Source organism: Serratia sp. BW106 (assembly GCF_002607755.1).
Classification (GTDB): domain Bacteria; phylum Pseudomonadota; class Gammaproteobacteria; order Enterobacterales; family Enterobacteriaceae; genus Serratia; species Serratia proteamaculans.
In genome coordinates this window covers 166,650-191,360 of record NZ_MCGS01000014.1, presented here as the reverse complement: position 1 = coordinate 191,360, position 24,711 = coordinate 166,650, and the positions used below count along the sequence as shown (strand labels likewise).

The following is a 24,711-nucleotide window of genomic DNA, read 5'->3' as shown; positions in this document are numbered from 1 at the left end:
GGCTCCCCTACGACTGCGGCGCAGCCTGCACCTGTTTCACAAAACGATCGGTGACGTAGGCACTGTAGTCGCTGTCGACCTGTGGAATTTTGCCCTGCTGTTTCAGGAACTCGGCAGTATCACGGATCGCCTTGTCCACCGGCTGCCCCAACTGGGTGATTTGCTCCGCCACCGGCAAATAGGTATTGCCTTTCACCAGCACCGGTATCTGTTCTTCCGGCACGCCGCTCAGACGGGACAGCGTGCTGAGATTGCCCTTGTCCTTCAGCCATTGTTCCGGTTGCGCCAGATAGGCTTTTTGCGCGTTCAGCGCGCTGGCAGCAAAGGCGGTCACCACTTCAGGATGTTTGTCGGCAAAGTCCTTGCGCACCACCCAAACGTCGAGCGTCGGCGCGCCCCATTGCCCGACCTGGGCGGAATCGGTCAGCACTTTACCCTGCTTGGCTAACTCATTGACCACCGGTGCCCAGACGTAGGCTCCGTCAATGTCACCACGCTGCCAGGCGGCGGCAATCGCCGGCGGTTGCAGATTGAGAATTTTGACCTGCTCAGGCTTGATGCCCCAATGCTTCAGAGAAGCCAGCAGGCTATAGTGGGTGGTTGAGATAAAGGGGACGGCGATGCGTTTGCCGATCAAATCCTGCGGGCTTTTGATCTCTTTTTTCACCACCAGGGCTTCGGAACTGCCGAGCTGGGAGGCGATCAGAAACACTTCGATTGGCAATTTTTGGCTGGCGGCCACCGCCAGTGGGCTGGAGCCGATATTACCGATCTGCACGTCGCCGGAGGCCAACGCACGCAGCACGCTGGATCCGCTGTCGAATTTACGCCAGTCAACGGTGGCACCGGATTGTTTGGCGAAGCTGTTTTCCGCCTGCGCCACCTTAGCGGGTTCCGCCGACGTCTGGTAGGCCACGGTCACGTCTACCGCATAGGCATTAGCCGCGCCAAGTGATAACACCAGCAGTGCCGCGCCGCGTAATGAAAACAGTTTGCTCGCCATGATCGCTCCGTTGATAAAAGTCTGTTCAGTTGCTGACAGTTTTATCTGAGCGGTGGCGAGCTATAAAAGAATAAAAAAAACTGCGTTATTACTTATGGGAATATAAATTAGTTCAGGTCGACCCATTGTCCACCCGCAGCACTGCTACGTTGGGCAGCATCGATAAATGCCATGCCCTGTACCCCGGTATCAATCCCCGGTAACAGGGGTGCCGCCTGCGGCCCATCCCGCAATCGTACCGCCGCCTCGCGGTAAATCTGACCAAATCCTTCCAGATAGCCTTCAGGATGCCCTGCCGGTACCCGTGCCAGTGAACGGTTCTCCACATACTGGAATGAAGAGGCGCGTGTTATGCAATAGGCTGGCGCATCCCGGGGCCGCATCCACAGCTGATTAGGTTGCTCCTGACAAAATTCCAGGCTGCCGTCGCTACCATAAATCCTCAACCGCAGGCCGTTCTCATGGCCGCAAGCCACCTGACTGGCCCACAGTCTGCCTCTGGCACCGTTGGCGTAGCGCATTTGCACCCGCACATCATCGTCTATCTGACGCCCAGGAATAAACGCAGTGAGTTCGGCGCTGATCGCCTGCGGCAACAGGCCGCTGACAAAGTGCGCCAACTGCCAGGCATGGGTACCCACATCACCAATACAGCCGGCCCCGGCCTTTTCTGGCTGGGAACGCCAGCCAGCCTGCTTGTTGTCGGTCAGTTCCAGCGGCTGCGCCAGCCATTCTTGCAAATACTCCACCTCGATAAAGCGGATCGCCCCCAACTCACCGGCTAATACCCGACTACGCGCCTCGCGCACCAACGGATAGGCACTGTAGTTATGGGTCAATATCAGCTGCTTTCCGCTACGCTGCACCGTGTCGGCCAACTGCAACGCCTCGGCATAGCTGTTGCACAGAGGCTTGTCGCAGATGACGTCGATGCCGGCGTTAAGAAACGCGGTCGCCACCGGCGCATGCAGATAATTGGGGGTGACGATAGCCACCACATCGATGCCGTTTTCGCGCGCCGCCTCTGCCTGCGCCATCTGGTTAAAATCGTGATAGCAGCGCTGTGGGTCGAGGTGTAGCCGTTCGCCGGTGCGGCGACAGTTTTCCCAATCAGCAGAGAAAGCCCCGGCTACCAGCTCAAACTCATCGTCCATCCGCGCCGCCAGACGATGCACTGCGCCGATAAAGGCCCCTTCGCCCCCGCCGACCATCCCCAAGCGTAATCTCATGGTTGCTCTCCCATACCCAACATCTGTCTGACCTGTTTGCGTTCACCGCCGACGGCGGCAAAATCATCAAACGCCCTCTCAGCGACCGGAATAATATGGCGGGCGATAAACTCAGCCCCTTCCCGCGCACCGGCCTCCGGCGATTTCAGACAGCACTCCCACTCCAGCGTGGCCCAGCCGGGAAAATCGTACTGCGCCAGCTTGCTGAAAATTGCCGGGAAGTCGATCTGCCCATCGCCGAGTGAACGAAAGCGTCCGGGCCTTTCCAGCCACGGCTGATAACCGCCGTACACGCCGCTGCGAGCACTGGGCCGATATTCAGCATCCTTGACGTGAAACGCCCGGATGCGCGGGTGATAAACATCAATAAAGCCAAGATAGTCCATCTGCTGCAAATGCAGATGGCTAGGGTCATACAGGATATGGCAACGCGGGTGATTGCCAACCTGCCGCAGAAAGCGCTCAAAGGTCACACCGTCATGCAGATCCTCCCCTGGGTGCAGTTCATAGCAAAGGTCGACACCGACGTCGTCAAAAGCATCGAGGATCGGCCGCCAACGCTGTGCCAGTTGCCCGAAGGCTTCCTCCAGCAACAGCGCATTGTGCGGTGGCCAGGGGTAAAAATAGGGCCAGGCCAGCGCGCCGGAAAAAGTCACGTGTGCGGCTAATCCCAACCGCTGCGATGCCTGTGCTGCCATCAGCAATTGCTCCGTTGCCCATGCCTGCCGGGCCTGAGGATTGCCGCGCACCTGGACCGGAGCAAAGCCGTCAAAAGCCGGATCGTAAGCCGGATGCACCGCCACCAGTTGCCCCTGCAAATGGGTGGATAACTCGGAGATCGTCAGGCCGTGCCCCGCCAGCAACGCGCGCACCTCGTCACAATACTCCTGGCTGTGGGCCGCCCGCTTGAGATCAAAAATAGCGGGGGACGTGGTCGGGATCTGCAGGCTTTTAAACCCCAGCCCGGCGGCCCAACCGGCCAACCCGTCCAGCGAATCAAACGGCGCCTGCGGGCCGATAAACTGGGCCAGAAACAGCCCCGGCCCCTGAATGGTTTTCATGCTGATGACCTCCCTAACATTACTGTTTGCCGGCTGCGCACCGCTTCGTCCGCCGCCAGTACCACCCGCAGGCTGTTCAGGGCATCCTGCCAATGCCGGTCGAGATCCAACCCGTCCTGGATCGCCTGAAGAAAATAGCGCTGCTCGCTCAGGCACAGCGCCAAATGGTCCGGTTCGTCCTGACAGTCAATCCAGCGATCCGATTGGAGAAACTGATTAGTGCTATCCAACGCCGCGCTGTGGATACGCAACGAGTCGGTACGGGTGTGGCCGTCGACGTTATCTGAATCCGCATCCGCCTGCCGCGCGACGATCGAGACTGAGCCACGCGGTCCAATCACGTCTTTGACGAAGTAGGCGGTTTCGCTGATCATCGGCCCCCAGCCGGCTTCGTACCAGCCAACGGAGCCATCGGCAAAACGCACCTGTAACTGGCCATAGTTGTACATTTCCGGCGGCAGCTCCTCACTCAGTCGTGCACCGATGGCGCTGACGCTGACCGGCTCCGACTGGGTCATCTGGCACATCACGTCGAGGTAATGCACGCCACAGTCGACAATCGGCGACAGCGACTGCATCAAACTGCGGTGCACATCCCACATCGCACCGTGACTCTGTTGATTGAGGTTCATGCGCATCACCAGCGGTTTGCCCAAATCACGGGCCAATTCGACAAATAGCTGCCATGACGGGTGGTGACGCAGAATATAGCCGACCACCAGTTGCCGCCCGGCGGCCCGCGCGGCGGCAATCACTCGCTCCGCACCGGCCTGGGTAGTGGCGAGCGGTTTTTCAATGAACAGATGGCAACCGGCAGCCAGCGCCGCCAACGCGTAGGCCTCATGAGTATCTGGCCAGGTGGTCAGGCAAACCGCATCCGGACGCGTCACCGCCAGCGCCTGGGCGAAATCACTGAACACCGGGTAGCCGCCCCCCAACCGGGTATTGAGCCGATGTCGGGAATCACCGCGCGCCACCAATCCACAAATCTCGATGCCGTCCATACCCTGATAGGCTTCAGCATGTGAAGCCCCCATATTGCCGCAGCCCACCACCAGCACGCGCAAGTCAGTCATCGCGTTTCTCCCCCTGCGGGATTTCCCGGTAATTGAAGGTGAAGAAGAACAGTGCCGCGATCACCAGCGCACCGATGGCCGGATACCACCAGAAACTCTGCCACTGTGGTAGCGCTGCCGCCCCTTCTGCCGTCACCAAACGATTAAACAGTGCACCGCTGATTTGCGAACCGATCAACATGCCCAGACCATAGGTGAACAACACCAGCAGACTCTGGGCCTGGCCCTTGACCTTGTCACCGGCCACCTTGTCGGTGTAGATAAAACCGATCACGAAAAAGAAGTCGTAGCACATGCCGTGCAGAATGATGCCGAGGTAAATCATCCAGCGTAGTTCTTCGGTAATCCCCAGCGCAAACATCACGTAGCGTAGGAACCACGCCAACATGCCAATCAGCAGCATCACCTTGATGCCCAGCCGTACAAACAGAAACGGGATCAGCAGCATAAAGAACAGTTCGGACATCTGCCCCAACGACATCACCCCACCGACATTGCTGAAACCGGTCGCCGCAATGAAAGGCGCGGCATAGGCATAGTAGGCCGCCAGCGGGATGGAGATCAGCGTCGCGCAGATGATAAATACCAGGAAGTGTCGCTGCTTCAGCATGGCGAAAGCATCGGCACACAGCAGGTCACGCATTTTTATCGGTTTGCCGCGTTCCGGCGCCGGGGTGTGTGGCAGGGTGAAGCTGTAAATGGCCAACACCAACGAGGCCACCGCCGCCAGTGTGAAAATACCGGTACTGTCTGACAGCCCGCTGGCACCGACGATCAGCCCGGCGACAATCCAGCCAAAGGTGCCGAACGCCCGCACCACAGGAAAGGCTTTTTCGCTGTTGCTCAGGCTATAAAACGCCACGTTGTTGCTGAGGGCGATAGTCGGCATATAACACAACATATAACCGAAAATGATCCACAACAGGCCGCTCTGTCCACTGCTGAAGAAGCCGGGCATCAGCCACAACAACCCGGCACCGATCAGATGCAGCACCCCCAGCACCTTCTGCGAGGCGAAGAAGCGATCGACCAGCATGCCCAGCACGAAAGGTGACAGAATCGAAGCGATCGGCCCGGTCGAGTAAGCATCGCCGATGATCGCCGCCAGGCCGAACTTACCCATCACTACGCCGAGCGTGACGTACCACGCCCCCCAAACAAAGAACTGCAGAAACATCATCAGTGCCAACCGCGGCACCACCCATTTGAATGTGACGCTTTTGGTCCCCAGGACCGCGCTGTCAGTTTGCATAATTCCCCCATTGGTCTTGTTGTGGTGTTGTCTAACCGCTTTCCGGCAGGAAGGACGGCATAACCACACCGCCGGGTTGTAGCGCACGGCCTTTCACCTGCGCCAAATGCAATTCACAAATCCGCCCGCCCCACTGCAACAACACCTGGCTGAGGGCAGAACGTTGCGCCGGTACCAGCACCACCGGCGTGGTACCGCGATGGTGGCGATCCAGCATCCAACTGATCAACTCCAGGGCAATCTCTTCGCTGTGGCTGCAGCCCGGCCCCAACAGGCGGGAAGCCGGATGCGCCACCGAAGCCAGATAACCGCCAATGCTGCCGTCAAGTTCCCACACGGCAGTCCGCCATAGCCCGCTGGCGTCGTTGAGGAAGTAGTCAATATCGCGCCGACGTTCGATGCCCAACAGCGTTCGTTCCAACTGCAGGATGCCGGGCAGATCCTCTGGCTGGGCGGAGCGCACTCTGCCACGCGTCAGACTGGGGAAGGAAAATCCCTCTACCGGCACCGGGATCGTCATATCCTGGTAAATCGCATAGGGCGTAAAACCGGCGCGGTGGTACAGGGCGTAGGAATCCAGGTTCAGCGCGCTGGAAAGCAACCTTACAGGCCGCTCTCCCGCCAGCTCATCGGCCTTGCCCAACAGTTGCGCGGCGATACCACGGCCAAAGTAGTCGGGATGTACATTCATGATGCCCAGCCCGAGATGAGTTTCACGCGGGTGAAAGAAGCAGGAACCGCACAGCACGCCCTGTTCATCGTGCGCAACCCAGTGTTGGCCGGGATCCAGATGGTGATAGACGTCAACAAACAGCCCGCAGCTGGTCGGCTCTGCGGAAAAGATGGCGCCCATGCCGTGGCGTTGATACCAGGCATTGGTCGACAGATGAATCAGTTGTGCGACCGTCTGGCGATCACCGTTTTCCGCTACTCTCAGTTGCACCTGCATCCGCCACCTCTTTTCAGATTATGGGTTCAGCGAAATAACGCGAAATCGCAAAATGTAATCGATTTCATTTCCACCATGAGCAAAATGTAATCGATTTCTTTTTTTCGGCAACCTGATTAATCTGTTGAAAGGGGCTGATAAGATGAATTTGTAACCCACATCACAATCCTGAGGCCAGGCGCAGACTTTTTGCCGCGCTTGGGCATATTGTGCGGGGCAATTGGGCAGAAGGAACAGCAAACCATGTCGATCGAAAAGGTGGCGAAACTCGCCGGCGTCTCTGCCGCGACGGTCTCACGGGTATTGAACGGCCAGCAAATCGTCAAACCGGCCACTCGCGACAAGGTACTGGCGGCGATCCGCGCATGCGACTACCAACCCAACCTGCTGGCGCGTCAGCTACGCACTTCGCGTAGCCGTATGCTGCTGGTACTGGTTTCCAGTATCACCAATCCTTTTTGTTCCCTGGTAGTACGCGGTATCGAAGAAGAAGCCGAACGCCACGGCTACCACATTTTGCTATGCAACTCCGAATCCAATCCAACCCGGGAGTCCGCCTATCTCAGCCTGCTGAGCGGTAAAGTGGTCGACGGCGTGATTACCATGGACGCCGTCAGTTGCCTGCCTGGCCTGACCGCAATGATTGGCGATTTCCCCTGGGTACAATGCGGCGAAGGCGATCCCGAGTTCCGCGCTTCTTCAGTCACCATCGACAACCATCAGGCGGCGATGGCCGGCGTGCGTTATTTAGCTGCACAGGGCCGACGACGTATTGCCCTGATCAACAGCGACATGCGCTATCTCTACTCGCAGCAGCGAGAGCAAGGTTATCGACAGGCGCTGGCCGAAGCCGGGTTCGACTATTGTCAGGTGGAATACGTCGAGGGACTGGAATATGCCGCCGGTGCGTTGGCCATGGGCCGCCTGCTGGATACCGAGCCGCGACCGGATGCGGTATTCGCCATTTCCGACGTGATCGCCGGTGGGGCGATGAGCACCCTGCACCAACAGGGATTGCGCATTCCCGAAGATATCGCGGTAATGGGCTTTGACGGCGTGCCATTCGGTGCCGTCACCACGCCACCGCTGACCACCGTCGAACAACCGATGCACCAGTTCGGCGTGCGCAGCGTGCAGTTGCTGCTGGAAAAAATCAAAAATCCGCAACAACCGCCGCGCAATGAAGTGCTTGAGTGGCGGCTGGTTGAGCGTGGCTCAGCCTGACTACAGGCTCAACTCCCCACGCAAAAACGTGCCCGCATAGCCACCAATCAAGGTGCGATCGCCCTTCAGCTCACAGAACAACTCGCCGCCACGTGCCGAAATCTGCCACGCGTGCAGTTGATGGCGACCGAGACGTGCGGTCCAGTAAGGCATCAGCGTGCAGTGTGCCGAGCCGGTCACCGGGTCTTCACCGCCGTCGAGAGTGAAATAGCGCGAGACAAAATCGACCTTTTCACCCGGAGCACTTACGATCACCGCACGGCCGACCAGGGCAATCAATACCGGGATATCCGGCTGTAACGCCCGCACCTGCGCTTCGTTTTCCAGCACCACTAACAGCGCATTGGCCTGCCACACTTCCTGCGGTTCAGCGCCCAACAGTGCCGCCAACCCTTCAGGTTCCACAACCTTCTGCGGTGGCCGGGACGGGAAATCCAGAACCAGCCGTTCGCCATCTTCGGCGTCGCGTTTAACGTACAAATCGCCGCTCGCCGAACGGAAACGGATATCCTGCAGCGCCGGGTTCACCACGCTGAACATCACGTGTGCCGCCGCCAGCGTACCATGGCCACACAGATCGACCTCGCGATGAGGCGTGAACCAGCGGATAGCCGACATATCCCCATCGTCCCAGACAAAGCTGGTTTCCGGCAGGCTCAGCTCATTGGCGATGGCCTGCATCTCGGCGGTCGACAGTGACTGTTTCAGCAGGCAGACACCGGCCGGGTTGCCACGAAATCCTTCGCCGGTGAAGGCCACAATGTGGAAGTAATTTTCTGCCATCGTATTTCCTTAATGCCAGATCAGTAACACACAGGCCGCCGTGAGCAGCCCCATAGAAACGTTAAAGATGATCCAGGCCTTTTTGCTACGCAGCAGGCGGCCAATCACCGTGCCAAATCCCAGCCAAATCACGCCGGCAACCATGTTCACCACGAAAATACCCAGCGAGATCGCCAGAATCGAGGTGTTGTACTTATCGCCTGCCAGGCTAAAGCTTGCCACCGCCCCCAGCGCCATCAGCCAGGCCTTGGGGTTAAGGAATTGCAGCAGCCAGCCCTGATACAGCCGTATCGGCTTGGGCGGTGCCACGTCGGTTTCCAGCTTTTCATAGGCGGCGGTGGCCACTTTCCACGCCAGCCACAACAGGTACAGGCTGCCGAGAATTTTCAGCACCAGATGCAGAGCCGGATAAACCAGAATCAGGCTGCCGACGCCGAAGGCCACCAGCAGCAAAATGCTTTGCATGCCGAGCATGATACCTATCATCAGCAGCAGTGAACGCATAAAGCCAAAGTTGGCGCCGGAAGTGGTCAATAACATATTGTTGGGGCCGGGGGTGATCGCGGCAACCCACAGAAAGCCTAACATCGAAAGAAATAAACTCGCTTCCATCAGGCGGGTGCTCCTCACCCAGGGGGATTTTTGCAGTATTATTGTTAACTCAGGGTAGTGAAGCTAACAGCGCACTAATCATCCCACAATAGTTGCCAAAAAGATTTTTACTCAAGCTATGCATGAATCCTTTCGCCCGTTGACCGGGGCCAGTAATCCCCATCTGCAGACACTGCTGCCACGGCTGGTGCGCCGTCGTGTACAGCTGAAACCTCATTGGCAACGGCTGGAATTGCCCGACGGCGACTTTGTCGATCTCGCCTGGAGCGAAGACCCGACTCAGGCTACCGACAAGCCACGTGTAGTGCTGTTCCACGGCCTGGAAGGCAACTTCTACAGCCCCTATGCCCATGGCCAGCTCAGCGCCTGGCGCGAAAAAGGCTGGCTCGGGGTAGTGATGCATTTTCGCGGCTGTAGCGGCGTGCCGAACCGTAAGCAACGCATCTATCATTCCGGCGAAACGGAGGATGCACGCTTTTTCCTGCAGTGGCTGCGAACCACCTACGGGGAAGCGCCAACCGCCGCCGTGGGTGTCTCGCTCGGCGGCAACATGCTGGCCTGCTACCTGGCGCAACAGGGCGCCGACAGCCTGCTGCAGGCGGCGGCGGTGGTCTCTGCGCCACTGATGCTGGAACCCTGCTCATGGCGGATGGATCAGGGCTTCTCGCGGGTTTATCAGCACTATCTGCTCGGGCAATTGAAACAAAACGCCACCCGCAAACTGCTGCACTATCCTGACACCCTGCCGCTGAAACTGCCGCAGCTCAAGGCGTTGCGCCGGATCCGCGACTTTGACGATGCCATTACCTCGCGTATCCACGGTTTCAGCGACGCTACCGATTATTACCGCCGCTGCAGTGCCCTGCCGCTGTTGCCGTCGATCCAAACGCCGTTGTTGATCATCCATGCCAAGGACGATCCTTTTATGACCGACGAAGTGATCCCCGAGGTCGCCACGCTGCCGCCCAACATTGAGTATCAGCTGACCGAGTTTGGCGGCCACGTCGGCTTTGTCGGCGGTACATTGAAAAAACCCCATATGTGGCTGGAATACCGTATTCCATCCTGGCTTGCCCCTTATCTGGAAACAACCAAGTGATTATCCCCTGGAAAGAACTGGAAGCTGAGACCCTGAACGGCCTGATCGAGTCCTTTGTGCTGCGTGAAGGGACCGACTACGGCGAGCACGAGCGCTCGCTGGAACAAAAGGTGGAAGACGTACGTCGCCAGTTGAAAAGTGGCGAGGTGCTGCTGGTGTGGTCAGAACTGCATGAGACCATCAACATCATGCCTCGAGGACAGTTCCGCGCCGGACAAGAAGAAATTTAGTGCCGATCGGTTCTATGACTGACGGAAAAAATCAGGTAACAATGAGGGATTGCAAACCAACGCGCGGAATTTTGCCCTTGGCGAAAGGGCGTCAAACAGACCAATAATGATATCTGACGCCTGCGCATTTAACACGGAGTGACCCACCACCATGTCCGCCAAACATCCCGTTATCGCAGTGACCGGCTCCAGCGGTGCCGGCACCACCACCACCAGCGTGGCGTTCCGTAAAATCTTTCAGCAGTTGAACATCCGTGCCGCTGAACTGGAAGGCGACAGTTTCCACCGCTATACCCGGCCAGAAATGGACGCGGCAATCCGCAAAGCGCGCGATCTCGGCCGTCATATCAGCTATTTCGGCCCGGAGGCCAACGACTTCGGCCTGCTGCAACAAAGCTTTAGCGAGTACGGCACCAACGGTACCGGCCGCTCTCGCAAATATCTGCATACCTACGATGAAGCGGTGCCCTATAACCAGGTCCCCGGCACCTTTACGCCGTGGGAAGCCTTACCGGCACCGACCGACGTGCTGTTCTATGAAGGGTTGCACGGCGGCGTGGTGACCGAACACAACGACGTGGCCAAACATGTCGATTTATTGGTCGGCGTGGTGCCTATCGTCAACCTGGAGTGGATCCAGAAGCTGATCCGCGATACCGGCGAACGCGGCCACTCCCGTGAAGCGGTGATGGACTCGGTGGTCCGTTCGATGGAAGACTACATCAACTACATCACGCCGCAGTTCTCCCGCACCCACATCAACTTCCAACGGGTGCCGACGGTAGATACCTCCAACCCGTTTGCCGCCAAGGCGATCCCCTCGCTGGACGAGAGCTTTGTGGTGATCCACTTCCGCGGTCTGGACCAGATCGATTTCCCTTACTTGCTGGCCATGCTGCAGGGATCTTTTATCTCGCATATCAATACGCTGGTGGTGCCGGGTGGCAAAATGGGGCTGGCGATGGAGCTGATTATGGCGCCGCTGGTGCAGCAACTGCTGGAAGGCAAAAAAATCGAGTAACTTATCAGAGCGCGGCGACAGGCCGCGCCCCCTCTATCCGTCAGGACACCGCGCGGATTTCAAAACTGTGGGTCACGCTGGCTGCCTGACTCAACATCAGCGAGACCGAGCAGTACTTCTCGGCGGAAAGATTCACCGCCCGCTCAACAATCTTGTCACTTAAATCTTTACCGGTGACGATAAAATGCAGGTTGATATGGGTAAACAAGCGTGGCGCTTCTTCACGCCGTTCGGAGGTCAATTTCACCTCGCAGTCGCGCACATCGTTACGTCCTTTTTGCAGGATCGACACCACATCGATCGCGCTGCAGCCTCCCACCGACATCAGCACCATTTCCATCGGGCTGGGGGCTTTATCACCGGCGTTACCGTCCATCAGCACCTGATGGCCAGACGCGGATTCACCCAGAAACGTCAGCCCTTCCACCCACTTAACTCTTGCCTGCATACTGGTCACTCCGGTTAATTTCTTAAAATCAGACTACGCTTTCGCATAGAAACTGGCAACGGAACCTGATGCTAATCATGCTGAAGCGAGACAACACAAGACACCCGCCTCACTCTGTGCTACAAACAGAGCCGCAATAAATCTTTCCGGGACACTGATTTCAGGGAAACTCCCAGGGAAAGGCTCCTTTACCGGTATGTTAACAGAATGTAGCTTGCAGCTCTCCCGGCAAGTTAATATGCTAGGGCGACAGCGTATATTTATGACACGCCTCAAAACCTGCTGCCAGCCACCATTAAAAAAACGGCGACAGCACGTTTTACAGGGAACTCTGACCCCTGTGACACAAGGCAGCGATAACAACAGAGGATAACAGCGAATGGTTCTCGGCAAACCGCAAACAGACCCTACTCTCGAATGGTTCCTGTCTCATTGCCATATCCACAAATATTCATCCAAAAGTACGCTGATTCACCAAGGTGAAAAGGCCGAAACGCTTTACTACATCGTCAAAGGCTCCGTAGCGGTGCTGATTAAGGATGAAGAAGGTAAAGAGATGATCCTGTCCTACCTTAACCAGGGGGATTTCATCGGCGAGCTTGGATTATTTGAAGAAGGTCAGGAGCGTAGCGCCTGGGTTAGGGCGAAAACCGCCTGTGAAGTGGCTGAAATTTCCTATAAGAAATTCCGCCAGTTGATTCAGGTTAACCCGGACATCCTGATGCGCCTGTCAGCGCAGATGGCAAACCGTCTGCAGATCACCTCTGAGAAAGTGGGTAACCTTGCTTTCCTGGACGTGACGGGCCGCATCGCGCAAACCCTGCTGAACCTGGCGAAACAGCCTGATGCTATGACCCACCCGGATGGCATGCAGATTAAAATTACCCGCCAGGAAATTGGCCAGATCGTCGGTTGTTCACGTGAAACCGTTGGTCGTATTCTGAAAATGCTGGAAGATCAAAATCTGATCTCCGCCCACGGCAAAACTATTGTCGTTTACGGCACGCGTTAATTACTGAAAAAACGGCGCGATGATTCGCGCCGTTTTTTTATGCCCTGAATCATCATGTGGCGCCGACTGATTTACCACCCGGAAGTCAATTACGCACTGCGGCAAACGCTGGTGCTTTGCCTGCCGGTACTGCTGGGCCTGCTGATTGGCCAACTGCAATACGGCCTGCTATTTTCCCTGGTCCCCGCCTGCTGTAACATCGCCGGGTTGGACACGCCCCACAAACGCTTCTTCAAACGCCTGATCGTCGGCGGTTCCCTGTTTGCCTTCAGTAGCCTGTTGCTGCAGCAAGCTCTGCTTTGGCAGTTGCCGCTGCCGTTACTGATGCTCGGCCTGGCCCTGTTGCTCGGCGTCAGCGGTGAAATCAGCCCGTTACACGCCCGCCTGCTGCCTGCCGCACTGGTGGCCGCCATCTTCTCTCTCAGCATGGTCGGTAGAGTCCCGCTGTGGCACGCACCGCTGTTATACGTGGTCGGTACCGCCTGGTACGGCCTGTTCACCTGGTTCTGGTTCAAGCTGTGGAAAGAGCAGCCAATGCGCGAGTCGCTCAATCAGCTCTATCTGGAGCTGGCGGACTACTTCGAAGCCAAATACTCGCTACTGACCCAGCATACCGATCCGCAGACTGCGCTACCGCCATTGTTGGTACGCCAGCAAAAAGTCATGGATTTGATCACCCTGCTGTACCAGCAACTTAATTTTTTGCCGCACGCCAGTAACCTTGAGCAAAAGCGCCTGCAACGCACCTTTCAGGTCGCGCTGGATTTGCAGGAACACATCACCGTCAGCCTGCATCTGCCGGAAGAGGTACAAAAACTGGTAGAGCAGAGCCAGGCCGAAGCAATTATCCGCCGCAATGCGCAGGTGATTGCCGGCCGACTACGCACGGTGGCCCACGATATTCTCTACCACCAGCATTCGCAGCGATTCAAAATGGACCATGAGCTGGCGGCACTGGAAAAAGTCGCTGCGCAGCACCCGGACAACCCGGTGGGCCAGTTCTGCTACTACCACTTCAGTCGCATCGCACGTCTGCTGCGCACCCAGCACCCGCTCTACCGCCGCGATCTGATGGCCAACCAAAACCGCCTGCCGTTTTGGCCCGCGCTGGTCAGCTATCTGTCGTTCAAGTCCAACGCCCTGCGCAATGCGGCACGGCTGGGTGTCACGCTGGCGGCGGGCAGCAGTCTGGGTCTGTTTTTCAATCTGCCGAAGCCTTACTGGATCCTGCTGACCATCATGCTGGTGAGCCAGAACGGCTACAACGCCACCCGGGTGCGCATCCAGCACCGTGCGCTCGGTACCCTGGTCGGATTGGTGCTCGCCGCCGGTCTGCTGCAATTACAGCTACCCGAGGCCGAGACCCTAAGCGTGATGTTGGTGATCACGCTGCTGGCCTATCTGGTATCGCGTAAAAACTACGGGCTGGCGGTGATTGGCTTTACGGTGACGGCGGTCTACACCCTGCAATTGCTGGCGCTAAACGGCACCAATTTCCTGGTGCCGCGGCTGATCGACACCCTGATTGGCTGCGTGCTGGTATTCGGCAGCACCATCTGGCTGTGGCCACAGTGGCAAAGCGGGCTGCTGCGCAAGAACGCCCACCAGGCGCTGGAGAACGATCAGCAGGCGCTGCGTTTGCTGCTGGAAGAACAGGAACCCGACCCCAGCGCACTGGCCTATGCCCGCATGCAGGTTAATCAGGCGCACAATGCGTTATTCACCTCGCTGAATCAGGCGATGCAGGAGCCGGGGTTTGAATCGAACTATCTGGCGGATATGCGCCTGTGGGTGACGCACAGCCAGTTTATTGTCGAACATCTGAACGCGATGACCATCCTGGCGCGCGAGCACTATATGCTGACGCCAAAGCTGGCGGAGGAGTATCTGCAATCTTGTGAGATCGCGCTGCAAAGCTGTCAGCAGCGGCTGGAATACGATGGGCCGAGCAGTGGCAACGGCATTATGCAGCCGCCGGATTTGCACCCGGATATGCCGGTGACTGAAATGGAGCGCCACCTGCGGCGTATTCTGTCGCACCTGAGCGTCATGCACACCATCTCGTCATTGGCCTGGAGCCAACGCCCGCATCATGGCATCTGGCTGAAGCGCAAACTGCGCGATCAATAAGGGCGCCCTGTGGCGCCCCGGTTATCAGTGCAACAAATTAAGCGTTAATCACGTCCTGCACTGCCAGCTCAAACAGCGCCATACCTTCGTCGATATCCTGGATTTCCACCACCAGCGAAGGTGCAAAGCGGATCACATTTGGCCCGGCATTAAGGATCATCAGCCCACGAGCAGCCGCCGCCGTCAGGAAATCGCGCGCCTTGCCATGATACGGCGCCGTCAGTTCGGCACCAATCAACAGGCCCATGCCGCGAATATCGCTGAAAATACCGTACTTCTCGCCAATTTTCTTTAACGCCTGCACGTACAGCCCGTGACGTAACTCAATGCCGCTCAGCACTTCCGGCGTATTGATCACGTCCAGTGCCGCTTCCGCCACCGCGCAGGCCAGCGGATTACCGCCGTAGGTGGTGCCATGAGTGCCCACCTGCATCGCCGAGGCAATCTCTTCGGTGGTCAGCATGGCGCTAACCGGGAAACCGCCACCGAGCGCTTTGGCTGTAGTCAGGATGTCCGGCGTCACACCATAGTGCATGTAGGCGAACAGCTTGCCGCTGCGGCCCATGCCGCTTTGCACTTCGTCAAACACCAACAGCGCCTGGTGTTTATCGCACAGTTCACGCACGCCCTTGAGGAATTCGGCATTGACCGGGGTAATGCCCCCTTCCCCCTGGATCGGCTCCATCACCACCGCACAGGTATGGTCGTCCATCACCGCCTTCACCGCCGCCAGATCGTTGAATGGCACGTGTACGATATCGGCCGGCTTGGGCCCAAAACCATCAGAATACTTGGCCTGCCCGCCCACCGAGACGGTAAACAGCGTGCGGCCGTGGAAAGCGTTATAAAAAGCGATGATTTTGGTTTTGTACGGGCTGTGACGGGTAATCGCGTAATGGCGTGCCAGTTTGAAGGCCGCTTCATTGGCTTCCGCACCGGAGTTGGCGAAAAACACCCGGTCGGCAAAGGTGGCGTTGATCAACTTGGTGGCCAGACGCAGCGCCGGTTCGTTGGTGAAAACATTGCTGGTATGCCACAGGGTTTCGCCCTGCTGTTTCAATGCCTCAACCAGGGCCGGGTGGCAATGCCCCAACGCCGTCACCGCAATGCCACCAGAGAAATCGATGTACTCTTTCCCCTGTTGGTCCCACACGCGGCTGCCTTTGCCCCTGACCGGGACAAACTGGGCTGGTGCATAAACAGGCAAGATAACCTGATCAAAGGTGCTGCGGTTAACTTCGAGTTTTTCGGTCATTATGGGGTCCACCCTGAATGTGACTCAGTCTTTTTGTTGCGATTGAGTGAAAATATAATCACAAAATATGCATAAAAAACCAATAAAGGGCAAACGCAAATCGTCTTCGCGGTTAAAAAAAACCTAACCAACTAACTTTTAAGGAAATTATCCAATAGCTGATGGCCCTGCTCACTGAGGATGCTCTCCGGATGGAACTGCACCCCTTCCAGCGCCAGTTGACGGTGGCGGATGCCCATAATCTCATCGCGTACGCCGTCGCGCTCGCTCCAGGCGGTCACTTCAAAACAGTCCGGCAAGGTAGCGGCTTCAAGCACCAGCGAGTGGTAGCGGGTGACGGTCAGCGGATTGTTCAATCCGTGAAAAACACCGCTGTCGAGATGGCGGATCGCCGAGGTCTTGCCGTGCATCACCTCACGGGCGCGCACCACGTTGGCGCCAAAGGCCTGTCCCAGTGCCTGGTGTCCCAGGCAAACGCCGAGGATCGGCAGCTTGCCGGCAAAATGCCGAATAGCCGCCAGCGAGATACCGGCTTCATTTGGGGTGCAGGGGCCCGGCGAGATCACCAGACGCTGCGGTGCCAGCCTTTCTATATCGGCCAGTTGCAGTTCGTCGTTACGCTTCACCAACACTTCGGCGCCTAATTGGCAGAAGTACTGGTAAAGGTTATAGGTAAATGAATCGTAGTTATCGATCAACAGCAGCATAGGGGTTCCAACGGACAGCATTGTAAGGGGCTAGCCCCGATTGACACCGGCGCATTATACAACGCCCCTACAATACTGCCGCCAGCGATAATTTCAGCTTACTTTTTACGGCCACCCATAATCGAGCCCAACACACCGCGCAAGATCTGGCGGCCAAGGTCACGCGCCATGCTCTTGGCCGCGGTCTGGACGATGCCGTCATGCTTGCCACCACGTGGGCCGGTAGAACCGAACAGGATATCGTTCAGGCCGCCCATCAAACCACCGCCTGCCGGCTGCTGTGCCTGCGGTTGCGATGTCGGCTGACCCGGTTGCGGCGTGCCGACGGTAGCAAAACCTGCCGATGACAACTTCTCATAAGCGGATTCGCGATCAACCATATCTTCGTAACGACCGTACAAGGGCGATTTATTGATCGCACTGTTCAGCCCTTCCGCCCCCAGCATACCCATTTTGGATTCCGGCGCGATCACCATCGCCCGTTCCACCACGTTAGGTCGCCCTTTCTCATCCAGGAACGACACCAACGCCTCACCCACGCCCAGTTCGGTGATCGCCGTTTCTGCGTCGAAGGCCGGGTTGGCACGCATGGTTTGCGCCGCGGCTTTCACCGCTTTTTGATCGCGAGGAGTAAAGGCACGCAGCGCATGCTGTACACGGTTACCTAATTGACCCAGCACGCTGTCCGGGATATCCAGCGGGTTCTGGGTCACAAAGTAGATGCCGACGCCTTTGGAGCGGATCAGACGCACTACCTGCTCGATTTTGGTCAGCAATGCCGCCGGCGCGTCGTTGAACAGCAGGTGTGCCTCATCGAAGAAGAACACCAGCTTCGGCTGTTCCGGGTCACCCACCTCCGGCAGGTGTTCAAACAGCTCGGCCAGCAGCCACAGCAGGAACACCGAATACAGCTTCGGCTGGTTAATCAGCTTGTCCGCCGCCAGCAGGTTAATGATGCCGTGGCCGTTGGCGTCGGTTTTCATCAGATCATTGATGTCGAGCATCGGCTCACCGAAGAACTGGTTGGCACCCTGCTCTTCCAGCGTCAGCAGCCCACGCTGGATAGCGCCCACCGAAGCCGAAGAAATATTGCCGTATTGGGTCTGGAACTGTTTGGCGTTGTCACCCACGTACTGCACCATGGCGCGCAGATCTTTCATATCCAACAGCAGCAGCGCATTATCGTCGGCAATTTTGAACACCAACTGCAGCACGCCACTTTGTACCTCGTTCAGATCCAGCAAGCGGCCCAGCAGCAGCGGCCCCAGGTCAGACACGGTGGCGCGGATCGGGTGGCCCTTCTCGCCGTAGATGTCCCACGGAATAAGGGTACATGCCTGTGGCTGCCAGTCAGTGACGCCAATGGCCGTCAGGCGCGCCTGCAGTTTTTCGGAGGGCACGGCCTCGGTGCCAATCCCCGACAGGTCGCCCTTCACGTCGGACAAAAATACCGGAATGCCGATACGCGAGAATTGCTCAGCCATTTTTTGCAGCGTCACGGTTTTACCGGTCCCGGTCGCGCCGGTGATCAGACCATGGCGGTTGGCCAACGCGGGCAAGATCACCAGATCCTGTTCCGGTTTCCCGTCTTTCATCGCTTTGGCAATAATCCGTGCTTCACTCATTTTCTTTTCCTTGGACGCTGACGTGGCGCGAAAAGCGCCAGTTGATGTCAATAAAGCTATAAGCGTGGCGTAACCCCGTCAAGGACAAACAAAAACGGAGCTACCAACCTGCTCGCAGGAGAATAAATTTAGGATTCCGCTTAGCACAGGGTTAGCCGATCACAGTCGGCTTGAACAATAAAACAGCAGTGATATAGTAAGCAAGACGCTGTATATACGAGGTACATACCATGTCTGAATCTACCGTGGTGATCCGAGTGGATGATGAATTAAAAATGGCTTTCGCCAGCGCGGCAAAAGCAGCAGATCGTACTGCATCTCAACTGTTACGTGATTTCATGCGGGATTTTGTTTGTCACCAATCTCAGCAAAAAGAATACGAGCAATGGCTACAGGAAAAAGTGGAAATAAGCCGGAAAGCACTTCATGAAGGGAAAATCGTTGATGATGAAGATGTTGAGGCTTACTTCGCCGAACGCAGGGAAAAATCAATGCGGTAATACGATAAGGAAATATCGTGAAGCTCAAGTGGACGGAACCCGCGATTGCCGACCGTATGGCAATTTATGACTATCTGGCATCAAAGAATCCAGTCGCTGCCGCAGAAATTGACGCTCTGATTTCCGCGGCTACGGCCCGCCTCTCCCAAAACCCATTGAGCGGCAAACCAGGCCGGGCTTCAGGTACCCGTGAGTTAGTCATTCATCATTCTTACTTGCTAATTTATGAATTAACCAACGGCCCACTTATCATATTGGCGGTAGTACACGCCCGCCGCCAATGGCCAAAAGATTAATCAACCACGCAGCCCCAGCTCTTCTTTTAGCGCTTTCAGGTAACGGCGGCTGACCGGTACCGGTTCGCCGACCGGCATGATCATTTCCGCCGCGCCACCGTCATCAAAGCGGATCTCGCGCACCAGCTCCAGGTTAACCAAGTATTGTCGATGACAACGCACCAGCGGCGTTCGCATTTCCAGCGTGCGCAGCGTCAGCTCAGTAAAGCACTCCATGCCGTCATTGCGGACCACGAACACCCCACTCAGCCGTGAACGGATAGCCACCACCTCATCAAAGCGCAGCAAATAGATGCGGCTGTGGCCGGTGCAGGGAATGTATTTCAGGTAGCCGGCGCTTTCGTCCAGCGCGGCGATATTTTGCGGCTCGCGTTGCTGCTGCAGGCGCTGCAGCGTTTTGCTCAGTCGTTTCGGTTCTGCCGGTTTCAGCAGGTAGTCAAACGCATGCTCTTCAAAGGCCTGCACCGCGTATTCATCATAAGCGGTCAGAAACACAATATGCGGCATACGGTTGGGATCGAGCATGCCGACCATCTCCAGCCCGGTGATGCGCGGCATCTGGATATCCAAAAACACCACGTCCGGCTGCAAACGATGGATGCCGCTGATAGCCTCTATCGCATTGGCGCATTCGCCGACAATAGAGATGCCTTCTTCAGCTTCCAGCAAATGCCGCAGGTTATCGCGTGCGGAAGGTTCGTCATCGACAATCAGTACGTTTAACATCAGGCGGCCCTCGCCAAGGGGACATTGATCGTAATGCGGGTGAATGTTTGCGGCTCGCAGGCCACCTGTACCCCATAGGCGTCGCCGTAACGCACGCGGATCCGCTTATCCACCAGATTCATCCCCAGCCCACTGTTGTTCGGCTGCGATTGGAATAATCCGGCATTGTCGGTGACCTGCAGCAACAAACAGCCGCCTTCAAGCCGCGCGCCAATATCAATCCGCCCCACGCCCAGCAACTGCGAAGTGCCATGCTTGATGGCATTCTCAACAATCGGCTGCAGTGAAAATGCCGGTAACCGAACCGCCAACAACTCTTGCGGTAACGCAACGACCACCTCCAGCCGATCGGCAAAACGCGCCAGTTCAATTTGCAGGTAGGCATTCACGTGTTCGAGCTCGTCCGCCAGGCTGACTTCATCACCGGAACGCTTGAGGTTCTTACGGAAAAAGGTCGAAAGATTTTGCACCAACTCACAGGCCCGGTCGCCGTCACGTCGGATCACCGCCACCAGCGTATTCAGGGCATTAAACAGGAAGTGTGGATTGACCTGCGCATGCAGTAATTTGATTTCTGACTGCGCCAGCAGCTGTTTGTGGCGCTCGTACTGGCCGGCCATAATCTGTGCGGATAACAGGCTGGCGATACCTTCACCCAGCGTACGGTTGATGGTGCTGAACAACCGACTCTTCGGCTCATACAACTTGATGGTGCCGATCACTCGCTGATTCTCACCGCGCAGCGGGATCACCAATGTCGACCCCAGTTTGCAACTGGGATTAATCGAGCAGCAGTAAGAATGCTCATTGCCGTCGGCATAGACCACTTCGTTGTTGTCGATCGCACGGTGCGAGTGCTTTGACGAGATCGGCGTGCCCGGCAGGTGGTGGTCGTCACCGATGCCGATAAACGCCAGCAGTTTATCGCGGTCGGTTATCGCTACGGCGCCGATACCCAGTTCCTGGTAAATCACTCGCGCCACCCTCATGCTGTTTTCCTGATCGAACCCCTGTCGCAGGATCCCCTCGGTACGCTCGGCAATTTTCAGCGCTTTGGCGGAAAACGCGCCGGTGTACTTTTCGAACATCGCTCGCCGATCCAGCAGGATTTGCATGAACATTGCGGCCCCCACCGTATTGGCGATCAACATCGGCAAAGCGATATGCTCCACCAGCCGCAGTGCCTCGTCGAATGGGCGCGCAATCGCCAGGATAATCACCATTTGCAGCACTTCGGTCACCAGCGCGACCCCGGCGACAAACAGGGGATTAAACAGCAAGTCGATACGCCGGTGACGCATGGCAATGCTATGCACCAGCCCGCCTACCAGCCCTTCTGCTACGGTTGATACCGCACAGGCGATATCGGTCATGCCCCCCAGGGTATAACGGTGCAGACCACCGGTCAGTCCCACTAAAAGGCCCACCGAAGGCCCGCCCAGCAGGCCGCCTAACACCGCACCGATGGCGCGGGTGTTGGCAATCGAGCCTTCGACATGCAGACCGAAATAAGTGCCCATGATGCAGAACACCGAGAAAATGACGTAGCACAGCAGCTTGTGCGGCAGGCGGATGGTCACCTGCGTCAGCGGAATGAATAGCGGGGTTTTGCTCAGTAAATAAGCAATGACAAGGTAAACGCACATCTGCTGCAACAGCAGCAGCACCTGGCTAAATTCGAACATGGCAGCAGCTCATCCCTTAAGAAAACAGATGCAAAACGCCGGGTTTCCGGTCTGATTATAAGCTGGCGATTAAAGCATGTGACGGGGGAAAAAACAGTGATGCAGGCAAGGCTTCCGGGGAAAGCAACGCAGCCGGCCCACCTGGGGCCGGCGCAAAATCATTATGGCAGCACTTTCGCTGACAGGATGACGATAGGTTTGCTCGGAACATTCTGGTACGGACCGACGTTGCCGGTCGGCGCCTGGGAGATTTTATCTACCACGTCCATGCCCTTGACCACTTTGCCGAATACCGCGTAACCGAAGTCGCGCTGGCCGTGATCCAGGAAGGCGTTATCCGCCACGTTGAGGAAGAACTGGCTGGTAGCGCTGTCTTTGTCGGCGGTACGCGCCATCGAAATGGTGCCGCGCAGGTTGCGCAAACCGTTATCCGCTTCGTTCTTGATTGGCGCCTGGGTGGATTTTTGCTGCATGTCTGCAGTAAAGCCACCGCCCTGAACCATAAAGCCCGGGATCACGCGGTGGAAAACGGTGTTGTTGTAATAGCCGCTGTTCACGTAGTCGACGAAGTTCTTAGTGGAAACCGGAGCCTTCTGACTGTCGAGCGCCAATTCGATATTCCCTGCTGAGGTGGTCAGCATGACATGAGTTTCACCGGCGGCGAGCGCGGCGGGTGTCATTGCTGTCAGGGAACACAGCGCAACGAAGGTCACTAAAGTACGTTTGAACATTAACGGGTCCTTTCTCTGAGAGACAAACAACGGAAAAGCGCCTTGATTCTAAAGAGCTGAACCTGCGAGTGCCAGCCATTTACCTATATTTACGTAATAGTGGGACATATCTCAGTCAGCCCCGGATTTTACTGCCAAAAGTATGATCGCCTTAGACCTTTTTGCCAAATGCATCACGCATTTTTTGCCCTTTTTACGCCTTCGTCGCTTTTTGCGACACAACTCCCGGTTTCGTTTTCCATTCCCGTTACTCTAGATAAATGAGAGCGCTCTCATTTGAGCGCAAAGACAAGAATAATGAATGTCCGCCGGCACCGCTGCCGCGCAATAACAGGAGAAATAATGTGAGTGAATTGATGACTGAAATCAGCGCCGATTTTGAAAGCACCATCATGGAGCTGCTGGTGTTCTCCGGTGGCGCCCGTAGCAGTGCGCTGATGGCTCTGCAGCAAGCACGCGCCGGCGACTTTACCGCTTCAGCCAAGCATATGGCCGAGTCCAAACAGTCGGTGAAAAAAGCCCATCTTATTCAGACCCAACTGATCGGTCTGGACGAAGGCTGCGGCAAACTGACCATCAACCTGATTACTGTTCATGCCCAGGATCATCTGATGAACGCCATGGTGATCCAGGATCTGGCGGATGACATGATTGAGCTTTATCGCCGTCAGGCCCAGTTGGAGACCCGCGCATGAAATCGTTGAAAATAGCCGTGATTGGCGGCGGCAGCAGCTACACGCCAGAATTGGTCGATGGTTTGATCCAGCGTATCGAAGAGCTGCCGGTGACCGAACTGGCGCTGGTGGACGTTGAGCCTGGCCGCGAAAAGGTTGAGATCATCGCCGCGCTGACCGAACGCATGCTGGCACGTCACGGGCTGGAGCAGGTGAAGGTCAGCGTACATTTCGAACTGGATGAGGCCATTCGCGACGCCAACTTCGTGCTGACTCAGTTCCGCGTTGGCCAGTTGCCGGCGCGCGCCGCCGACGAGCGTTTGGGGCTGAAATACGATTTGATCGGCCAGGAAACCACCGGCGTTGGCGGCTTCGCCAAGGCGCTGCGCACCATTCCGGTGATGCTGGATATTGCACGCAGAGTGGAAAAACTGGCGCCAGATGCCTGGATCATCAACTTCACCAACCCGGCCGGCATCGTCACCGAAGCGGTTTCCCGCTACACCAAAGCAAAAATCATCGGTCTGTGTAACGTGCCGATCAGCATGCATCACATGATTGCCAATATGCTGAAAAGCCCTTATCAGGAGGTGCAACTGCAGTTCGCCGGGCTGAACCACATGGTGTGGGTACATCAGGTGCTGCAAAACGGTCATGACGTCACCGGCAAGGTGATCGACATGCTGTGTGATGGGGCAGCGCTGACCATGAATAACATCAAGGAAGAGCCTTGGCAGCCAGATTTCCTGCGCGCCGTAGGGGCGATCCCTTGCCCCTACCACCGCTATTTCTACCAAACCAAAGAGATGCTGGCCGAGGAAATTGCCGCAGCGGCCGAACGCGGTACCCGCGCCGAGCAGGTAATGAAGGTAGAGAAAGAGCTGTTTGAGCTGTATGCCGATCCGCATCTCGACAGCAAACCGGAACAGTTAAGTTTCCGCGGTGGATCATATTATTCGGAAGTGGCGCTGGAGCTAATCCGTGCGATCCATAATAATCTCGGGACGCAATTAGTCGTCAATACCGCAAACCGTGGCGCTATTCGCGGTTTACCGGACGACGCTGTGATAGAAACCAACTGTATCATCGATGCTCAGGGTGCCCATCCGCTGACCTTCGGCACGCTGCCGGATTCTATGCATGCGCTGACCCAACAGGTGAAAGCTTATGAGCGCCTGACCATCGAAGCTGCGGTGCATGGCGATCGCCGCAGTGGCCTGCTGGCCTTGGTCACCAACCCACTGGTCGGCAATGCCAATGTGGCACAGCCGCTGCTGGATGAAGTGCTGGCGGTGAACGCACCCTATCTGCCTCAGTTCAAATAACCGCCGGGCCAGCCAGGGTTGCTGATACATTGCTATAACTAGTATGCAGGGGTCGATA

At 56.8% G+C, this 24,711-nt stretch carries 25 protein-coding genes; 10 read left to right on the top strand and 15 right to left on the bottom strand.

All coding sequences use genetic code 11. The features are described from left to right. Positions 1-7: 7 nt before the first annotated feature. The 6 genes from tauA to BEI65_RS12075 form a co-directional block, all read right to left on the bottom strand. A complete protein-coding gene (gene tauA, locus BEI65_RS12100; protein ID WP_099063546.1) occupies positions 8-1,003 on the bottom strand; it encodes a taurine ABC transporter substrate-binding protein in 996 nt (331 codons plus the stop codon). 107 nt (positions 1,004-1,110) lie between these two features. Beyond that, a complete protein-coding gene (locus BEI65_RS12095; protein ID WP_099063545.1) occupies positions 1,111-2,232 on the bottom strand; it encodes a Gfo/Idh/MocA family protein in 1,122 nt (373 codons plus the stop codon). Then, a complete protein-coding gene (locus BEI65_RS12090; protein ID WP_099063544.1) occupies positions 2,229-3,293 on the bottom strand; it encodes a sugar phosphate isomerase/epimerase in 1,065 nt (354 codons plus the stop codon). Before BEI65_RS12090 ends, BEI65_RS12095 begins: the two co-directional genes overlap by 4 nt. Next, positions 3,290-4,369, bottom strand: coding sequence for a Gfo/Idh/MocA family protein (locus BEI65_RS12085; protein ID WP_099063543.1), 1,080 nt, complete (start codon positions 4,367-4,369; stop codon positions 3,290-3,292). The genes BEI65_RS12090 and BEI65_RS12085 overlap by 4 nt, the downstream gene beginning before the upstream one ends. Continuing rightward, a complete protein-coding gene (locus BEI65_RS12080) occupies positions 4,362-5,621 on the bottom strand; it encodes an MFS transporter (protein ID WP_099063542.1) in 1,260 nt (419 codons plus the stop codon). The genes BEI65_RS12085 and BEI65_RS12080 overlap by 8 nt, the downstream gene beginning before the upstream one ends. A 31-nt stretch (positions 5,622-5,652) precedes the next feature. Beyond that, complete coding sequence (locus BEI65_RS12075; RefSeq protein WP_099063541.1) at positions 5,653-6,570, bottom strand: GNAT family N-acetyltransferase; 918 nt, start codon at positions 6,568-6,570, stop codon at positions 5,653-5,655. Positions 6,571-6,813: 243 nt separating this feature from the next. Here BEI65_RS12075 and BEI65_RS12070 point away from each other — a divergent pair, with 243 nt between their 5' ends. After that, positions 6,814-7,794, top strand: a complete 981-nt coding sequence (locus tag BEI65_RS12070; RefSeq protein WP_099063540.1) for a LacI family DNA-binding transcriptional regulator — start codon at positions 6,814-6,816, stop codon at positions 7,792-7,794. Here BEI65_RS12070 and BEI65_RS12065 read toward each other — a convergent pair whose 3' ends face one another. Next, positions 7,795-8,577, bottom strand: coding sequence for a PhzF family phenazine biosynthesis protein (locus tag BEI65_RS12065; RefSeq protein WP_099063539.1), 783 nt, complete (start codon positions 8,575-8,577; stop codon positions 7,795-7,797). Positions 8,578-8,586: 9 nt separating this feature from the next. Next, entirely contained in the window at positions 8,587-9,189 is a 603-nt protein-coding gene (locus BEI65_RS12060; protein WP_099063538.1) for a LysE family translocator, read from the bottom strand. Between the two features lie 118 nt (positions 9,190-9,307). On the opposite strand from BEI65_RS12060, the gene BEI65_RS12055 reads away from it, so the two are divergent. From BEI65_RS12055 to BEI65_RS12045, 3 genes are all read left to right on the top strand, one after another. After that, positions 9,308-10,288 carry a hydrolase gene (locus BEI65_RS12055; RefSeq protein WP_099063537.1) on the top strand — a complete coding sequence of 327 codons (981 nt, stop codon included), beginning with the start codon at positions 9,308-9,310 and terminating at the stop codon, positions 10,286-10,288. After that, a complete protein-coding gene (locus tag BEI65_RS12050) occupies positions 10,285-10,518 on the top strand; it encodes a YheU family protein (protein ID WP_085119788.1) in 234 nt (77 codons plus the stop codon). The genes BEI65_RS12055 and BEI65_RS12050 overlap by 4 nt, the downstream gene beginning before the upstream one ends. Positions 10,519-10,669: 151 nt before the next feature. Beyond that, complete coding sequence (locus tag BEI65_RS12045; RefSeq protein ID WP_012147256.1) at positions 10,670-11,539, top strand: phosphoribulokinase; 870 nt, start codon at positions 10,670-10,672, stop codon at positions 11,537-11,539. A gap of 40 nt (positions 11,540-11,579) precedes the next feature. Here the strand turns inward: BEI65_RS12045 and BEI65_RS12040 are convergent, their stop codons facing one another. Then, positions 11,580-11,987 (bottom strand): OsmC family protein, encoded by a 408-nt coding sequence (locus tag BEI65_RS12040; RefSeq protein ID WP_085119790.1) that lies wholly within the window; start codon positions 11,985-11,987, stop codon positions 11,580-11,582. Between the two features lie 379 nt (positions 11,988-12,366). On the opposite strand from BEI65_RS12040, the gene crp reads away from it, so the two are divergent. Continuing rightward, positions 12,367-12,999 carry a cAMP-activated global transcriptional regulator CRP gene (crp, locus tag BEI65_RS12035; RefSeq protein WP_099063536.1) on the top strand — a complete coding sequence of 211 codons (633 nt, stop codon included), beginning with the start codon at positions 12,367-12,369 and terminating at the stop codon, positions 12,997-12,999. A 54-nt stretch (positions 13,000-13,053) separates the two neighbouring features. Beyond that, entirely contained in the window at positions 13,054-15,129 is a 2,076-nt protein-coding gene (locus BEI65_RS12030; RefSeq protein ID WP_099063535.1) for a YccS/YhfK family putative transporter, read from the top strand. A gap of 37 nt (positions 15,130-15,166) precedes the next feature. On the opposite strand, the gene BEI65_RS12025 is transcribed toward BEI65_RS12030, so the two are convergent. From BEI65_RS12025 to BEI65_RS12015, 3 genes are all read right to left on the bottom strand, one after another. After that, the gene (locus tag BEI65_RS12025; RefSeq protein WP_099063534.1) at positions 15,167-16,384 is read right to left on the bottom strand and encodes an aspartate aminotransferase family protein; all 1,218 of its coding nucleotides are present in this window, start codon (positions 16,382-16,384) and stop codon (positions 15,167-15,169) included. 131 nt (positions 16,385-16,515) lie between these two features. Next, positions 16,516-17,091, bottom strand: a complete 576-nt coding sequence (locus tag BEI65_RS12020) for an aminodeoxychorismate synthase component II (protein ID WP_099063533.1) — start codon at positions 17,089-17,091, stop codon at positions 16,516-16,518. A gap of 98 nt (positions 17,092-17,189) precedes the next feature. Beyond that, on the bottom strand, positions 17,190-18,716 hold the full coding sequence (locus tag BEI65_RS12015) for a helicase HerA-like domain-containing protein (protein ID WP_099063532.1): 1,527 nt from the start codon (positions 18,714-18,716) through the stop codon (positions 17,190-17,192). A gap of 230 nt (positions 18,717-18,946) precedes the next feature. On the opposite strand from BEI65_RS12015, the gene BEI65_RS12010 reads away from it, so the two are divergent. Further along, entirely contained in the window at positions 18,947-19,216 is a 270-nt protein-coding gene (locus BEI65_RS12010; RefSeq protein WP_099063531.1) for a CopG family ribbon-helix-helix protein, read from the top strand. 17 nt (positions 19,217-19,233) lie between these two features. Beyond that, the gene (locus BEI65_RS12005; protein WP_099063530.1) at positions 19,234-19,512 is read left to right on the top strand and encodes a type II toxin-antitoxin system RelE/ParE family toxin; all 279 of its coding nucleotides are present in this window, start codon (positions 19,234-19,236) and stop codon (positions 19,510-19,512) included. Here BEI65_RS12005 and btsR read toward each other — a convergent pair whose 3' ends face one another. The 3 genes from btsR to ppiA form a co-directional block, all read right to left on the bottom strand. Next, positions 19,513-20,238 (bottom strand): two-component system response regulator BtsR, encoded by a 726-nt coding sequence (gene btsR / locus BEI65_RS12000; RefSeq protein WP_099063529.1) that lies wholly within the window; start codon positions 20,236-20,238, stop codon positions 19,513-19,515. Next, positions 20,238-21,923 carry a sensor histidine kinase gene (locus BEI65_RS11995; protein ID WP_099063528.1) on the bottom strand — a complete coding sequence of 562 codons (1,686 nt, stop codon included), beginning with the start codon at positions 21,921-21,923 and terminating at the stop codon, positions 20,238-20,240. Before BEI65_RS11995 ends, btsR begins: the two co-directional genes overlap by 1 nt. Before the next feature lie 161 nt (positions 21,924-22,084). Beyond that, complete coding sequence (gene ppiA, locus BEI65_RS11990; RefSeq protein ID WP_099063527.1) at positions 22,085-22,654, bottom strand: peptidylprolyl isomerase A; 570 nt, start codon at positions 22,652-22,654, stop codon at positions 22,085-22,087. Positions 22,655-23,010: 356 nt separating this feature from the next. On the opposite strand from ppiA, the gene BEI65_RS11985 reads away from it, so the two are divergent. Together BEI65_RS11985 and BEI65_RS11980 are read left to right on the top strand one after the other, a co-directional pair. After that, complete coding sequence (locus BEI65_RS11985) at positions 23,011-23,349, top strand: PTS lactose/cellobiose transporter subunit IIA (protein ID WP_099063567.1); 339 nt, start codon at positions 23,011-23,013, stop codon at positions 23,347-23,349. Continuing rightward, complete coding sequence (locus tag BEI65_RS11980) at positions 23,346-24,653, top strand: 6-phospho-beta-glucosidase (RefSeq protein ID WP_099063526.1); 1,308 nt, start codon at positions 23,346-23,348, stop codon at positions 24,651-24,653. The genes BEI65_RS11985 and BEI65_RS11980 overlap by 4 nt, the downstream gene beginning before the upstream one ends. Positions 24,654-24,711: the final 58 nt, after the last annotated feature.